Origin of the sequence: Serratia sp. PAMC26656 (genome assembly GCF_016469055.2) — a bacterium.
Taxonomy (GTDB): Bacteria; Pseudomonadota; Gammaproteobacteria; order Enterobacterales; family Enterobacteriaceae; genus Serratia; species Serratia plymuthica.
In genome coordinates, this window is sequence record NZ_CP150486.1 from 3,634,019 (window position 1) to 3,649,348 (window position 15,330).

Annotated in this window: 14 protein-coding genes; 4 read left to right on the forward strand and 10 right to left on the reverse strand. The window is 62.1% G+C overall.

Annotated features, from left to right (window positions below; genetic code table 11):
- Nucleotides 1-154 precede the first annotated feature (154 nt).
- The gene (locus tag JEM67_RS18215) at nucleotides 155-2,074 is read left to right on the forward strand and encodes a sigma-54-dependent Fis family transcriptional regulator (protein WP_199636320.1); all 1,920 of its coding nucleotides are present in this window, start codon (nucleotides 155-157) and stop codon (nucleotides 2,072-2,074) included.
- Nucleotides 2,075-2,088: 14 nt separating this feature from the next.
- Here the strand turns inward: JEM67_RS18215 and JEM67_RS18220 are convergent, their stop codons facing one another.
- From JEM67_RS18220 to JEM67_RS18245, 6 genes are read right to left on the reverse strand one after another with little or no spacing between them, the layout of a single operon-like run.
- Nucleotides 2,089-3,201 (reverse strand): alkylhydroperoxidase domain protein, encoded by a 1,113-nt coding sequence (locus tag JEM67_RS18220; RefSeq protein ID WP_199636319.1) that lies wholly within the window; start codon nucleotides 3,199-3,201, stop codon nucleotides 2,089-2,091.
- Nucleotides 3,198-4,244 (reverse strand): putative FMN-dependent luciferase-like monooxygenase, encoded by a 1,047-nt coding sequence (locus tag JEM67_RS18225; RefSeq protein ID WP_199636318.1) that lies wholly within the window; start codon nucleotides 4,242-4,244, stop codon nucleotides 3,198-3,200. Before JEM67_RS18225 ends, JEM67_RS18220 begins: the two co-directional genes overlap by 4 nt.
- Nucleotides 4,234-5,907 (reverse strand): dipeptide ABC transporter ATP-binding protein, encoded by a 1,674-nt coding sequence (locus JEM67_RS18230; protein WP_199636317.1) that lies wholly within the window; start codon nucleotides 5,905-5,907, stop codon nucleotides 4,234-4,236. The genes JEM67_RS18225 and JEM67_RS18230 overlap by 11 nt, the downstream gene beginning before the upstream one ends.
- Nucleotides 5,907-6,797, reverse strand: a complete 891-nt coding sequence (locus JEM67_RS18235; RefSeq protein WP_199636316.1) for an ABC transporter permease — start codon at nucleotides 6,795-6,797, stop codon at nucleotides 5,907-5,909. Before JEM67_RS18235 ends, JEM67_RS18230 begins: the two co-directional genes overlap by 1 nt.
- The gene (locus JEM67_RS18240; RefSeq protein ID WP_199636315.1) at nucleotides 6,794-7,738 is read right to left on the reverse strand and encodes an ABC transporter permease; all 945 of its coding nucleotides are present in this window, start codon (nucleotides 7,736-7,738) and stop codon (nucleotides 6,794-6,796) included. The genes JEM67_RS18235 and JEM67_RS18240 overlap by 4 nt, the downstream gene beginning before the upstream one ends.
- 10 nt (nucleotides 7,739-7,748) lie before the next feature.
- The gene (locus tag JEM67_RS18245) at nucleotides 7,749-9,374 is read right to left on the reverse strand and encodes a TIGR04028 family ABC transporter substrate-binding protein (protein WP_199636314.1); all 1,626 of its coding nucleotides are present in this window, start codon (nucleotides 9,372-9,374) and stop codon (nucleotides 7,749-7,751) included.
- Between the two features lie 300 nt (nucleotides 9,375-9,674).
- On the opposite strand from JEM67_RS18245, the gene JEM67_RS18250 reads away from it, so the two are divergent.
- A complete protein-coding gene (locus JEM67_RS18250) occupies nucleotides 9,675-9,923 on the forward strand; it encodes a hypothetical protein (protein WP_199636313.1) in 249 nt (82 codons plus the stop codon).
- 17 nt (nucleotides 9,924-9,940) lie between these two features.
- Here JEM67_RS18250 and JEM67_RS18255 read toward each other — a convergent pair whose 3' ends face one another.
- A complete protein-coding gene (locus tag JEM67_RS18255) occupies nucleotides 9,941-10,570 on the reverse strand; it encodes an alanyl-tRNA editing protein (RefSeq protein WP_199636312.1) in 630 nt (209 codons plus the stop codon).
- Nucleotides 10,571-10,658: 88 nt separating this feature from the next.
- Here JEM67_RS18255 and JEM67_RS18260 point away from each other — a divergent pair, with 88 nt between their 5' ends.
- A complete protein-coding gene (locus JEM67_RS18260) occupies nucleotides 10,659-11,594 on the forward strand; it encodes a LysR family transcriptional regulator (protein ID WP_199636311.1) in 936 nt (311 codons plus the stop codon).
- Here the strand turns inward: JEM67_RS18260 and alkB are convergent.
- Nucleotides 11,577-12,224: a DNA oxidative demethylase AlkB gene (gene alkB, locus JEM67_RS18265; protein ID WP_004946782.1), complete on the reverse strand. Its 648-nt coding sequence runs from the start codon at nucleotides 12,222-12,224 to the stop codon at nucleotides 11,577-11,579. The two genes, JEM67_RS18260 and alkB, sit on opposite strands and share 18 nt — an antisense overlap.
- A gap of 139 nt (nucleotides 12,225-12,363) precedes the next feature.
- On the opposite strand from alkB, the gene rarD reads away from it, so the two are divergent.
- Nucleotides 12,364-13,248: an EamA family transporter RarD gene (gene rarD / locus JEM67_RS18270; RefSeq protein WP_199636310.1), complete on the forward strand. Its 885-nt coding sequence runs from the start codon at nucleotides 12,364-12,366 to the stop codon at nucleotides 13,246-13,248.
- Between the two features lie 27 nt (nucleotides 13,249-13,275).
- Here rarD and JEM67_RS18275 read toward each other — a convergent pair whose 3' ends face one another.
- A complete protein-coding gene (locus JEM67_RS18275; protein ID WP_370576166.1) occupies nucleotides 13,276-13,971 on the reverse strand; it encodes a 4'-phosphopantetheinyl transferase family protein in 696 nt (231 codons plus the stop codon).
- Nucleotides 13,972-14,075: 104 nt separating this feature from the next.
- Entirely contained in the window at nucleotides 14,076-15,305 is a 1,230-nt protein-coding gene (gene agp, locus JEM67_RS18280) for a bifunctional glucose-1-phosphatase/inositol phosphatase (protein ID WP_199636308.1), read from the reverse strand.
- Nucleotides 15,306-15,330: the final 25 nt, after the last annotated feature.

A 15,330-nucleotide genomic window follows, 5' to 3' on the forward strand; every position in this document is an offset into this window, starting at 1 on the left:
TTTTTAGCCGAAAAAAAACTGCTGCATTGGCAACAGCCGTTGCTGATGAACTGCTGCTTTTGCAGCAACCCGCGCTTTGGCTCCCCTCGCCGTTAGCGCCCTGCTGGGATAAGATTTTTTCTCTGTTAGCCTCGGCCAAGCCTGGAGCCACCCAATGCATAACCCGCAACCCTATGCGCCAGACAAACCGGTGCTGATCGACCCGGCGTCGATCGCCTTTCAAAGCGTGCTGGACCGGCTGGCGCCGACCGACGCCACAGTGCTGATCGTCGGTGAAACCGGCACCGGCAAGGAGGTGGTGGCGCGCTATCTGCACCACAACAGCCTGCGCCGTCATCAGCCGTTTTTGGCGGTGAACTGCGGCGCACTGACCGAAAGCCTCGCCGAGGCCGAGCTGTTCGGCCATGAGAAAGGCGCCTTTACCGGCGCCACCAGCACCCATCAGGGCTGGTTCGAGGCGGCGGAAGGCGGCACCCTGCTGCTGGATGAAATTGGCGAACTGAGCCTGCCATTACAGGTAAAGCTGTTGCGGGTATTGCAGGAACGGGAGATCACCCGCGTCGGTTCGCGCAAGGCGCTGAAGGTGAATGTCCGGGTGATTGCCGCCACCCATGTGGATTTGGCCAACGCGATCCGCGAACGCTTGTTTCGCGAAGACCTCTATTATCGGCTCAACGTGGCGGCGGTTACGCTGCCGCCGCTGCGCCAACGGCCGGACGATATTCCGGTGCTAGCCCAGCATTTTCTTACGCTGTACGGCCACCGATTGGGGCGGCCCCGGCTGCGGCTGGCACCGGAAACCCTGCAGGCGCTGCTGGATTACCACTGGCCGGGCAACGTGCGTGAACTGGAAAATACCCTGCACAACGCCGTGCTGCTGAGCAAAGATGCGCTGATCGCCCCCCACCAGCTGCGGCTGAATCACAACCTGCAAGATGCCGGCATCGCCGGTGATGACGCCATCGGGCACTTTATGCGCCGCCAGTTGCAAGGGGACACCACGCAGCTCTATCAGCGGGTACTGAACTCGCTGGTGCGCAGCGCCTTCGAGGCCAGCGACGGCAACCAGTTGCAAACCGCCATGCTGCTTGGCATCAGCCGCAACACGCTGCGCACCCACCTGGCGCATCTCGGGTTGATCAAACCGCGCCGCCGCGCCACCTCTACCGCCGTTTCGCCTCCCGCCGCCTGGCCGCAGCAGGAGCAGGAGCAGGAGCAACAATTGCGTATCGGCTATCAGAAATTCGGCAATCTCGGGGTGCTCAAAGCGCGGCAAAGTCTGGAGCAGCGCTTCGCCGACCGGCACATCAGCATCCTGTGGAGCGAGTTCCCCGCTGGGCCGCAGCTGTTGCATGCACTGAATAACGACGAGATCGATTTCGGCACCACCGGCGAGGTACCGCCGATTTTCGCCCAGGCTCAAGGGCATGGCATGGTCTATGTGGCCTATGAACCGCCGGCGCCGCAAAGCGTGGCGATGGTGGTACCGAACAACAGCCCGATCCGCAGCGCCGCCGATCTGCGCGGCAAGCGCATCGCGGTCAACAAAGGCTCCAACGTCCACTATTTACTGGTGCAGATGCTCGACGAGCAAGGGCTGGCGCTAAGCGACGTGCGCATAGTCTACGCGCCGCCGAAGTATCCGCTGTCGGCGAGCGACTATCAGGCGGTAGACGCCTGGATGATGTGGGATCCGTTGCTCAGCGACGCGCAGCGTTCGGGGGAATTGCGGGTGATAGCCGACGGCACGCAGCGGGTGCTGAATCAGCAGTTCTATCTGGCGAGACGTCGCTTTGCCGAGCAGTCGGGCGATCTGCTCCAGCAGGTGATGCTGGCGCTGCAAAATACCGGCCGCTACATTGCCAAGCAGCCGGTTGAAGCGGCGCGTTATCTCTCCAGCGAATTGGGGTTGCCACCGGCCTCGCTTGAGCTGGCGTTGTCGCGCCGCAGCCATGAAACCCGCGCCATGAATGTCCAGGTGATCCGCGAACAACAACGCATTGCCGATCGGTTTTACGCCCTGGGCCTGCTGCCCAGAGCGATCGCCGTGCGCGATGCGGTGTGGCCGATGTAAGGCGGGCGTCCGCTTTAGTCGTCGAAAGGTTCGCCCAGCGTCAGCATCAACCGATTGGCCCAGGCAAAGAACGCCGTTGATTGCACCAGATCCAACAGCGCCAGTTCGTCCAGCCCCTGCTCGCGCAGCGCTGCCAGATGCTGAGCGTTAGCCTGCGGCGGCGTGGCGGACAGCGCGGCGGCAAAATCAATCTGCGCCCGCCAACGATCCCCTTGCCCCTCACTCAGTACGCCGCCCGGCGCTACGTCCAGCAGACGCTGCACCTCTTCCGTTTGTTTCGACAGCTGCGCCGCCTTGCGCGCATGTACCGAGGCGCAATAGATGCAGCCGTTGACCTTGCTGGCCACCGTCGCCGCCAGTTCGCGATCTTTACGCTCCAACCCGCCGGGGGTATAGAAAATCGCCCTGTCCGCCAGCGTGCGCTGTTCCAGCACCGGGTGATTGCGCGCCAGCAGGCGGAAATAATCCGAATCGCTATGCCCGAATCGCGTCAACAACGCCTGGCCCGGCTCATCAAACTCCGCCAGCGGCTTGGCGGCGATCCAGGGTTCCCACCCCAGTTCCTGGCGGGTAAACACCGGCGGCGCATGGCGGCCGCTCAACGTGACGGGGTCGGTACGCCAAGCGCCGGCCCTAACCGGGGTGCCGGTCACCTCAACCGGTTTGTCGCCCAGCAGCCGGTAACCGGTCAGCAGGCGGCTTTGGAAGCTGACAAACGCGATCAGTTGCGACAGCGTGACGATATCGTCCAGCGACCAACCGGCCTGTTGCAACCCCTGCAAATGCTGCGCGTCGGCGCTGGCGGGCTTGAACGCCAGCCGTTCGGCATGAGCCAGCGCCGCCTGCCAACGCGGGCCAGCCGGTGCGCCGCCCTGCGGTTCCAGCAACGCCGCGTAGTGTGCGGACAATGGCTGGTCGGCCTGCCATTCGCTGATGCGCTGGGCGATCAGCAGCCGCTGCACCGGCGGAAAATCCCCGGCGTCGGCGGGAGCAAACAACGCCTGATAGCTGGCCTGAATGGCGTCTGTCGCCGCCTGCCGCGTCGCTCTGGCCTGCGCCAATGCCGAACCGGGCACGATCTCCGCCAGCGTCGCCAGCAGATCTTCAGTGTTCAATGCGGTTGTCATACCTTTTCCTCAGCGTGATGTTCGTGGGAGATGGAAGCGGGATTGCGGCGTTGCCAGCCCAGTTCCGGAGCAACATGGCGGGCGATCAGCTCGATCGAACGCAGCACATGGGCGTGCGGCGGGTCGATCGAATGCACCTGAAACGCCAGATCGGTCACCCGTGCCAGCGCGCTGTCTTGTTGCAGCGAGGCAATAACCTGATCCGGCGTGCCCAGGTGCACGTCAAAGGCGCGAATCAATCCGTCGAGCGATTCATCGGACGGTCGGTGGCCGCTGGCGCGCAAGCGTTCCAGCCCCCGGGCAAGCCCCTGCGCGGCGAAGTCCCGCGCCTGCTGGCTGTGGTCGGTGACAAACGCCGTGCGCGCCCCCATGATGCGCGGCGCTATGCCGGGCGGCAGCGCCGCCAGATAGGCGTCGATAATCGGGTTTTGCAACGCGTCCAGCGGCAAATCCGGCGCATCCGCCGGGCGCGGTTGAGTGCGCGACAGCATCAGGCCGTCACCGGCCCGGCCGGCGCGCTCGCCGCCCTCCACCGAGAAGGTGGCTTGCCAGACGCGCTGCGCCAACTGCGGCGCTGCCGGATACAAACGGTTATCCTCGCCGCCCAACGCCTCACCGCGCCAGGCCCGCAGCAGGGTGTTGACGTTGTCGGCAAACACCGCATTGCGCTGTTGGGCATCGAACCCGAAGGCGCTGAACGAGGACGGCGTGCCGCCGGCGGCAATGCCAACCTCCAGCCGGCCATCGGACAACAGATCCAGCACCGCGGTGTCTTCCGCCACGCGAATTGCCGATTCCATCGGCAGCGTGATAACCCCGGTACCCAATCGAATATGGCGGGTACGCGCCGCCACCTGCGCCAGAAACACCAGCGGCGAAGGCAGACCGCCCTCATCCTCATGGAAGTGGTGCTGCGCCACCCAGGCGGTATCAAATCCGGCCCGTTCGGCATGCACGATCTGTTCGGTCGCCAGCCGGTAACGCTGTTGCGCGCTGCCCTGATCCAACAACCGGGTGAAAAAACCAAGTCTCTTACTGCTCATGGAACGCGTCCTCACTCTTTGGCTGTGCGGCATACCTTTGGCGGCCGGGAATGGCCTCAATCAACTGACGGGTGTAATCGCTGCCCGGCATGGCGAACAGGTCGCGCGTCGCGCCACCGTCCACCTGCTGCCCACGGTGCAACACCGATACGCTGTGCGAAATCTGCCGCACCGTCGCCAGGTCATGCGAGATAAACAAATAGGTCAGCCCCAACGCTTGCTGCAAATCCTGAAGCAAGCGCAGGATCTGCGCCTGCACCGTCACGTCCAGCGCCGAAGTGGCTTCGTCCAGCACCAGGACCCTTGGCTGCAACACCAGTGCGCGGGCGATAGCCACCCGCTGGCGTTGGCCGCCGGACAGCTCGCGCGGCTTGCGGCCAAGCAGATCGTCCGGCAGCGCCACCCGTTCAAACAGCTCACGCACCCGACGATAGCGCTCGGCTTTGCCCAAGGGTGCGAAGTTCAGCAGCGGCTCTTCAATGACCTGATACAGCGTCTGCGAAGGATCAAGTGAACCGAAGGGGTTCTGATACACCAGTTGGATGCGGCGGCGGAACTGGCGCAGCGCTTCCCCCTTCAGCCGGGTGAAATCGGTGCCGTCGATAATGATTTTCCCGGCGTCCGGCCGCTGAAAACCGAGCAGGCAGCGCGCCAGCGTGGTCTTGCCGGAGCCGGATTCCCCCACCAGCGCATGGGTAGTGCCGCTCTGCACGCTGAAGGAAACCTGATCCAGCGCGCGGTAGCTTTTGCCGCCGGAGCCGGCCAGACGAAAATCTTTCACCAACCCGTTAACCTGGATCGCCGGCGCTTGCGTGCCAAGGTTTAGCTGCGGCGCAGCGGCACCGGCCAACGAAGGCACATCGGCAAACAGCCGGCGGGTATAGTCGCTGGCGGGGGCACGCAGCACCTCGGCGGTCACGCCCTGCTCCTGCACCCGGCCGTGACGGAACACCAGCAGCCTATCGGCGCGCTCCGCCGCTACCGCCAGATCGTGGGTCACCAGTAATACCGCCGTACCGAATTCCTGCCGCAGCTCGTCGATCAGATCAAGAATGCGTTTCTGCACCGTGACGTCCAACGCGCTGGTGGGCTCATCGGCGATAATCAGCGCCGGCTGCAACGCAATGGCGATAGCGATCAGCACCCGCTGTTTCATGCCGCCGGAAAGCTCGTGCGGGTATTGACGCACCCGCAGCTCCGGGTGCGTCAGGCCAACCCGTGTCAGCAGCTCCACCACCCGCTGCTGCACCTGCTTGCGCGGCAGACGGCGGTGAATGTTGACGATCTCCGCCACCTGCTCACCGATGGTTTTTACCGGGTTAAGCGAACTGGAAGGGTCTTGCGGGATCAGGCTGATTTGCGCGCCGCGTACCGCATCCAATCGGCGTGACGACCAGTGGGCAATGTCGGTGCCGTTGAGGCGGATGGCCCCCTGCTCCAGGCGGCCGTTTTCCGTCAGCAAGCCAATGATCGCCTGCGCGGTGGTGGTTTTGCCCGAACCGGACTCACCGACCAGCGCCACCACCTCACCCGGTTGGATCGAGAAAGAGACGTCGTGTACCACCCGGCGGCTGCCGGCCGCCTCCTGATAGGCGATGGAAACCTTGTCCAGCTCCAGCACCGGCGTAGCGGCGGCCCGTTGCAATGCGGTTTGAATGCTCATCAATGCGTCCTCGCCAGCGCGCGGCTGATGCGGTTAGCCGCCAGCACCACCGCCACCACCGCCAAACCGGGGAAAGTGGTCAGCCACCAGGCGGTGGAAATGTAGTTGCGCCCTTCGGCGATCAACAGCCCCCATTCCGGCGTTGGCGGCGGCGTGCCGTAACCGAGGAAGCTCAGGGTGGCGATCGCCAGAATGGCGCTGCCGAATTGCAGCGCCGAGAAAGCAATCACCGAGGTCAGCGAGTTCGGCAGAATGTGCCGCCACAGCACCGCCCAAAAGGTGCCGCCGCTGCCATAGGCCGCCTCGACGTAGTCGCTGTGCCGCACCCGCACCACTTCCGCGCGGGCCAGGCGGGCGAAGTTGGCGACCGAGGTGATCCCGACGGCGATGGCGGCGTTTACCGTACCAAACCCCAGCAGGATAATGATGCTTAGCGACAACAGCAGGCCGGGAATCGACAGCAGCACATCGACCAGGCGCATGACCGCATCGTCCGCCACGCCGCCCACCGCACCGGCAATCAGCCCTAGCGCAGTACCCAGCAACAAGCCCAACGCCACCGCCACCAGCGCGGCGGACAGCGTTTGCGAAGCGCCATAAACAATGCGTGCGTAAAGATCGCGCCCCAATTGATCGGTGCCCAGCCAGCGTGTCCCGCCCGGCGCCAGCCGCTGCGCGCCGGCAATGCCCTCGGTGCCGCTGTAGGCGGTAAACAGCTGCGGCGCCAGCGCCCACAACACCGCGATGGCGATCACCGCCCAGGCCAGCAACAGCGTCACCGGCACGCGCCTGCGGCGGCGCGGGCGGCTGGCCGGTAAAGTGCCTTCGCTTTCCAGCCCGGCCAGATCGCGTTCCGGCACGGTCGCTTTTTCAAAGGAGATACTGCTCATACGGCGGCTCCTGTCTGCGTTTTCAACCGGGGATCCAGCAGCGGGAACAGCAGATCCACCAGCAGGTTGATGGTGACGAAGGCGGCGGCGGAAATCACCACGATCGCCTGCAACACCGCCACGTCTTGATTAAGCACCGCCTGTAGGGTCAGTTGCCCCAGCCCGCTGCGGCCAAATACGGTTTCGGTGATCAGCGCCCCGGCGATCAGCTCGCCGAACAAAATGCCGGCGATGGTCAGCGCAGGCAGCATGGCGTTGCGTGTCACATGCCGCCACAACACCCCGCTGCGGCTGGCGCCTTTGGCGCGCGCCACGGCGACAAACGGCTGGGTCTGGACCTGATCGATGCTGCGGATCAGGATTTGCGCCAGCGGGGCGGAGATCGGTACCGCCAGCGTCACGATCGGCAAAATCAACCCTTCCCACTCGCCCGGGTTGATCACCGGGATCAACTTGAGCTGGAATGAAAACACCTGGATCAACACGATGCCCAACCAGAAGGTGGGCACCGAGACAAACAACGAGGGCAGCGATTGCAACGCCGATCTCAGCCTGCCGAAACCGCTCAAATTGGAGAGAAAGGCAATCGCCAGCGCCAGGATCAACGCCAGCGAGAAACCCAGTACCGCCAGTTGCAGCGTGGCGGGCAGGTTGGTGGCCAGCAGATCGGTGACCGGCACGCCGGCCTGAATCGAGTAACCCAGATCGCCACGCAGCACGTTGCCCAGCGTGTGCAAATACTGCTGCCACAGCGAGACGTTGGCCCCATAAGCGGCGCGCATATCGGCGATTTGCGCCGGGCTTAGCCCCATGTCCGGGTTCTGGAACTTAATCAAAATCGCATCGCCGGGCAGCACCTGCAGCAGGATAAACGACAGGGTGAAGGTCGCCCACAGCACCAGCACCGCCTGCCCAATGCGCCCTGCCAGATATCGGGTCATCGTGGCCTCCTTAATGTTTCTCTAACCAGGCGCCGTAGAAACTCGGGCGGCCGACCGCTTCAAAACTGACGCCCTTCAGATAAGGCGCGCCGGCAAACACCTGCGGCTCCTCAAAGAACGGGATCACATAGGCCTGATCGAGCAGGTAGTTTTGCGCCTCGCCGGCGATTTGCAGGCGTTTTTGCGCATCGACCTCGGAGGCGATGCCCAGCAGCAGCGCGTTCAGCTTGTCATCGCTGAATTGGCTGTTCTTGCCGCTGCCGCCCTTTTGCAACAACGCATCGCGGTTGGTCGGGTAGAACTGACTTTTAATCACATCGGGATCGGCGCGGCCCACTTCCACCACCGTCGCCGGGGTTTTCTGCGGTTCGAGGTTATCCGCCACCCGGCTGCCGGCATCACCAGCCAGGATATTCAGGCGCGCACCCACCTTGCCCCACTGCTGCGAAACCAACTGCAGCACCGCCTTGTTCTGGGGCTGCGGCAGGGATTCATACACATTCAGCAGCAGTTTTTTACCCTCTTTCTCGCGCAGGCCGTCGCTGCCCTTTTTCCAGCCGGCTTCATCCAGCAGGCGGTTGGCTAACTGCGGATCGAACTTCAGTTTGTCGGACAGATCGACAAAACCGGCGGCGGACGAGGCGATGACCGATTTGGCCTGCGGGTAATTGGCCGAGAACAGCGTCTCGACGATTTGCTTGCTGTCGGTGGCATGCAGCAGCGCCTGACGCACCCGCAGGTCGCTCACCAGCGGGTTGTCCGGCCGGAAGGCGACGCTGTCGTTAACGCCACGCGTCGGGGCGGCGTAAATCGTGAATCCCTGATCCTGCGTCTGCTTCTCGTCATAAGCCTGAATTTGGCGAATAAAGTCCGCCTGGCCGGCCTGCAACGCGCCAATGCGCACGCTGTCTTCGCCGGTGACGATCACCTTGATGCCGTCCAGATTGGCGCGCCCCTGCTGCGCCAGTTTGGCCGGCCCCCAGGTGTAATCCTTGCGTACGCTGAGGTCCACTTCGCGCCCCAGCGTTTCGCCGCTGACCACGAACGGGCCGGAGCCGATGATATGGCGCGCGTCGCCGAGTTCGTCGTAACTGCGGTTCAGCGTGCCGAGGGACACCAGCCCCGAACCGATGGTGGCGGTGCCCTGCAGGAAGCCCGGCGATGAATGCTTGAAGTAAAATTTGACGGTCAGCGGGTCGATCACTTCGCTGCGGTCATAGTTGTTGATCACCTCCGACACCGGCAGGCGTTTGTCTTTGTTGCCCAGGCCGTAGGTATCAAAATTCTTCGCCACCGCGTTGGCATCCAGCGGCGTGCCATCGGAGAAGGTCACGCCCGGGCGCAGCTTGAAGGTGTATTCGGTTTTATCGGCGTTGCTGCTCCAGGATTCGGCGATCCACGGCTCAATCTCCAGCGTTTTCGGATTCTGATAGGTCAGTTTGTCGGTGATCTGGTTGAGAATGCCGCCGTTGGGGTAGAAACCGCCGGAGGGCGGGTAAAGGTTGGTGTGCGCCTGCTGTTCCAGGTAGACCAGCGTGCCGCCCTGCACCGCCGCCAGCGCCGGATGAACGCTCGCCGCTAGCCCCAATGCCACGGCTATCCCGCTGGTTAATGTGTTGAAAGAGAACTTAAACATAGATTTGCCACGCCTTCTTTATTTCGGAACGTTATGGGTTTTACCCTATGAATTTCAAGCCGCAGCTAGGCGGCCAGCTCGCTCACATCAGGCGCTTACTCAGGTAAGTCACTGGGGGGAGCGGGTGCAGCCAACAGCGCTGCGGCTTGAAAGGCGACGGGTATAGATAACAAACCAAATCGGCGGGGAGTTGAACGAACTAATTTCGCTAACCAAGGGTGGAAAACGCACAAGGCGCTCTGGCTTGGCAGAATAGAAGTAATGTTATAATGTATCCAAAATAAAATCAGGAGAGCCAGGATGAAAATTCAACTCTCGCTGCTGTTCCTTGGCCTGTTGGCCGGACGGGCTGTCGCGTTTCAGTCGAAGGTGCCGGAACCGCAGCCAGAACAGGTACGTGCGGCGGAAAATACCCTCGAAAATAGGTTCTATGGTTTTCACGCGATGGATGCGCAGGCGGTCAACATCGGCACCTGCGCAGCATTGCCGCAGGCCGGATGCCAATGTGCTTTCTGCACCCAGCTGCGACAGGCCGGGCCGGCGAAATGACCGGTTCTGATCAATTTTCAGCCCATTTCATACTGCACAATCAACTGCCCTTTTTTCATCTTCACCGCCGTGATGGTCACCGCACCCAGCTCGCTCAGCGAGCCCACATGGGTGCCGCCGCAGCCGTAAACGGGCAGATCGCCGAAACCCACCTGACGCACGCCTTCAACGTCCAACTGCCTGCGCGGCAAATTGGCCGCGATCAGCCGTTGCAGTTCCGCCTGCAGGGCACCTTGCTCCAGCGTTTGCGGGTCTGCGCCCGGCGCAAAGGTGATGCGCCCTTCGCCCGGCCAGTGATGCGCCTTCACCGGTTGCCAGCCGTGGTTTTCCCCTACCCAGCCAATCAGGTGGCCGGCGGAATGCCAGCGGGCGTGCAACCGGCGCCGCTCGCCATCCACCTGCAGGTTCACCGGCCCGGCGCTCACGGGTTCGGTGGTGAAATGCAGCACCTTATCGCCCTGCTGCGCCACGCGCAGTACCGGGATGGCGCCGAGAGAGCCGGTATCGGCCTGTTGCCCGCCGCCCTGCGGGTGGAACAGCGTCGCGCTCAGCTCCACGGCATATCCGCCGTCTTCGACCGGGGTGCAGGCCAACACCTGCGCTTCGCCCTGTAGCGCGTCGCTGTAATAATAAAGTCGTTCGGTCATGGCTTTCTCCTGGTTACGGAACGCTGTCTAGTATATTCATGCCATAATCAAAGGATAATCCGTCTTCTTTACAATGGACCTTTGCGCTGTGAGCACAAATCTATCCCATTCTCTGCTGGCCGAAATGGCCGTTTTCGTTCAGGTGGTGGAAAGCGGCAGCTTCTCCGCCGCCGCCCGACTGCTGGGCACCTCGCCCTCGGCCACTAGCCGCAGCGTGGCGAAACTCGAACAGGCACTGGCGCTGCAACTGCTGCATCGCACTACCCGCAAGCTGCGCCTGAGCGAACAGGGCGAAGAAGCCTTCCTGCGCTGCCGCAACATGCTGGAGGCCGCGCATTCGGTGATGGAAATCAGCGGCCAGGGCGCCGTAGAACCGGAAGGCTTGATCAGCGTCAGCGTCCCCAAAGCGGTAGGCCGCTTCGTGCTGCACCCGCATATCCCGGCATTTTTGCGCCGCTACCCCAAGGTGGACGTGCGTCTGCGGCTGGAAGACCGCTATATGGACCTGATTGACGATCGGGTCGATCTGGCGTTACGCATTACCGATCGCCCGTCGCCCGGGCTGATCGGCCGCCAACTGATGACGATAGAACATCTGTTGTGCGCCACGCCGGAGTATCTGGCGCAGCACGGCACGCCACTGCAGCCGCAGGATTTGGCACAGCACAGCTGCATTTATCTGGGAGAAACGCCCAACGACGCCCGCTGGAAATTCCGTCGCGCCGGTAAAACGATCACAGTGAACGTGCGTGGCCGCTATGCCGCCAACCATACCGGCGTGCGGCTGGATGCGGTGAAACAGCACCTCGGCATTGGCAGCCTGCCCTATTTTACCGCCCGACAGGCGCTGGACAGCGGAGAAGTGGTGCAGGTGCTGCCGGAGTGGGATTTCCTCAGCAGCTACCACGGCGGCCTGTGGCTGTTGTATGCACCCAACCAGCATCTGCCGCCCAAACTGCGGGTGTTTATCGATTATCTGGTCGCCTGCCTGGCCAAAGAGCCGCAGCTAAAGCGCCTTGCGTAAGGTGATGTTGATCCTGTGCGGCCCCACCAACGAATGGTAGCCCTCTTTGATCGGCATAATGCCGTGAAAGCACAGCCGCGACGGGCCGCCCCACACGACGACGTCGCCGTGCGCCAGTGGAATGCGCTGGGCCCGGTCACTGCGCTGCATGCCGCCGAACTGGAATACCGCCGGTAATCCCAGTGACACCGACACTATCGGTGAGCCAAAATCGTGTTCGTCTTTATCCTGATGCAGCGACAGCTTGCTGCCGGGATCGTAGCGGTTAATCAGGCACGAATCCGGCACGAACGGCGCAAAACCCGCCTGCTGCGCCGCTTCGTCCGCCAGCGCCATAAAAATAGCCGGGATGGGCGGCCAACGTTTGCCGCTGCGCGAATCGCGCTCGGAGTAACGGTAGCCGCGGCTGTCACTGCTCCAGCCGTTGCCGCACCAGCTCATCGCCACCGACATCACATGGCCGCCCGGCGTGGTCATGTGCCGCCACGGCACCTGCGCGATCACCCCCTTCACCGCCGCCAGCAGCTCCGGCCCGTGGTCACGCACAAAACCGTGCATCACCACCGCGCCTGGAGCGATCTGCTCGCGCCACGGCGGCGGCACGGCGTCTTCGAAAAGATCGAGAGTCATTGCTTAAAACCTGTATGAATACCCAGTATTTATTTTAACTCGCCACCGAGGATTGTCCAGTGTGATGCGCGCCATTGTTGTCCGCGCCAAACTTCTCTAGAGTACCTGCAATAAAATCAATAACCTTTCGGGATCGCACGTGATTAAAGGGATCGTTCTTTCGGTTGTCGCCTCGGTATTGTTCGCCGTGATGTATTACTACACCTCCACGCTGGCCCCGCTTGACGGCGAACAGGTCTTCGGCTGGCGCACCCTGCTGACGGTGCCGTTCCTGACGCTGTTTATGATTTTTTCCGCCGACTGGCGCCGGGTCGGCGAGACGCTGCGCTGGATCAAACAGCGGCCGCGCCGCCTGCTGTTTCTGCCGCTGAGTTCCGCGCTGCTGGGGGTTCAGCTGTGGCTGTTCCTGTGGGCGCCGCTGCACGGCAAGGCGCTGGAGGTGTCGCTCGGTTATTTTCTGCTGCCGCTGACAATGGTGCTGGCGGGGCGCGTGATTTTCCGCGATCGTCTTTCACTGCTGCAAAAGCTGGCGGTGGGTTGCGCCATTATCGGCGTCGGCAACGAGCTGTATCAGGTCGGCGGCGTCTCCTGGGCGACGTTGGTAGTGGCGCTGGGTTATCCGGTTTACTTTATTCTGCGTCGGCATTTCGGCACCGATAACCTTGGCGGGCTGTGGTGCGAACTGGCGCTGATGCTGCCGGTCGCCGGCTGGTTCGCCTTGGGCGGAAACGGGCCGCAGGCCGCATTGGCCACTCATCCGCTGCTGTATGTGCAGATCCCGCTGTTGGGGATGCTCAGTGCCTCCGCGTTGGTGTGTTATATCCTGGCCAGCCGCCTGCTGCCCTTCAGCCTGTTTGGTCTGCTGAGCTACGTGGAACCGGTGCTGTTGGTGGTGGTGGCGCTGTTGTTGGGCGAGAGTATCGGCCGCGACGAATGGCTGACCTATATTCCGATCTGGCTGGCGGTGCTGTTGTTGGTGTCGGAAGGTACGCGTCATCTGTTGCGCCGCCGACAGATAAAGTGACGACGTCACGTGAATTATTTAATTGATTTATAAATAGATAAATGTAGTGACATCGTCACTTTCATGCCAGTAACGCCCGCTAAAACGACGGCCGGCGTGGCAATGCACCGTGAGTGGCTTAAGCAGTTCCAGTTCGAAGGTCTGTTGTTGCGTATCTATCGTTACCAGGCGCGCATCGAGAAAATCAAAGTAGCAACCCACCTGCGGGTACAGCGTTTTGAACAGGCTCTCTTTGGCGGAGAACGCTATCGTCAGCAGTTGGTTAAACGCCTGCGGCCGCTGGCGCAGCGTTGCGCACTCTTCCTCGCCGACGATGGCGGTCCACAGTTCTTCGGCTCGTTCAGTCGGGATCAGCGTTTCAACGTCCAGCCCCACGCCACCCAACCCGCTTTCCCGATGCACCGCGCACAGCGCGGTATCCGCATTATGGCTGAGCGCACCGGCAATTCCCTGCGGCCACTGCGGCGCGCGGTCTTCTCCCCGCGGTAGGGTAAAATCCGCAAACCCCAACGGCGCCAGCAATGCCCGCGCCAGATAACGCCCAGCCAGATACTCCGCCCGCCGCTTTGGCACCGCACGCGCCAGATGATCGGGGATCACCATACCGGCGTCGCCGAAACAGCGGTCCTGATAGCCCGCCAGGGAAAAACGGCAACGGGCGACCTGCCCCGGATAACCGTCCAGGTTCAACCATTCGATGGTGGGGATAAAAGAAGAGAACACGTGTCGTCCAGGGTGAGTGTGCAGGCCGCTAATTTTAGACGCCGGATGGACCGGCAACAACGATTATTCCTCTCCCCCCAACCGGAGGGAGAGGAACGGTAGGGTTACAGAATATCTTTCATGGTTTTTTCGAAATCGCTCCAGGCACAGAAGCCCTGTTTATCCACCGGGCAACCTTCCAGCGCCAGCGTCACGCGCTGCGGCGGCGTTTTCAGCGTCAGCGGGTTGGCATTGCGCAACTGGTCCGCAGACTGGTAGACGTACTCAATCTTCAGCAGGTCGCGATCGTTTTTCTTATCGTGCCAGCGCTGGAACACCAGTTTGCCGCCAATCGGCGTTTTCTCATACTGGTGCGGCAACTGATAAGGCTTGAAGCGCATCGCCGACAGCAGCGAAGCGATGTTGGAGTCATGGCCCACCAGCACCGTCACCTTAGGCGCATCCGGTTTGCGTTCGCCAATCAAGGCGCCGTTGATGTAGGTCAGCAGCGGTTTGGCGACGTTCTGCGCCACCACCGGTGAGGTGAACAGCGAATCCTGGTAACCGTCTTTCAACTGTGCCAGCTGTTTCCACTGCTGCGGCGTGGTGATTTTGCCCCAGGCCACGTCCTTCATCGGGAAGCCTTCGTAATATTGCAGCATGAAGGCGTCCACCAGCGAATTGCCCACCCGCAGCGGGCCGGCGACGCCAGGCTCTTTGCCCGGCACCGCGCTCATCTTGCTGGCTTCTTTGGTCAGATCGCAGTGCTTGTCGGTTTTACAGGCGCTGGACGCTTTGTAATCGATGATTTTCGCCAGTTGTTTGTAGGCGGCATCCAGCTTCAGCGACGCCAGCTCGGTATTCATCGCCCCCAGCGCCTGTTGATTGAAGGCTTCGCTGTTGTCGGTGATGATCGGGTTAAAGGTGGGATCCATCTCCCCCATTTTGTCCTGGTGGTGCACGCTGATGTCGCAACCGGGGAACGCGCCGTTGGTAAAGAACTGCGCGGTCGCGACCGTGCGTTGCAGGCTGTTGGCGTAAACGTAAACGCTGCCGGCGGTCGGGCAGCCTTCCTGCGGCAATACGCCGGTCTGCTTGAGCCACTCGTTGAAATAGTGGCCCATATACACTTCCAGCACCCCGCCCTTGGTGGTCAACAGACCACCCGGCGTGTCCCAGGCCGGCCAGGCTTTGGGGGTAGACTGCGCCAGCACGCTGCCGTTATTGGCCAGCGGCGCACGCAGGTTATGGCGGCTCATCAGCAGCACCTGCTCCAACTGATAGTCGTTGGTTTCCGCCAGGGCATTCCCGGTCAATAATAAGGGCAAGCACAGCAATAACGTTTTTCTTCTCATCCGCAGAGGCTCCAGGAAAGTGATT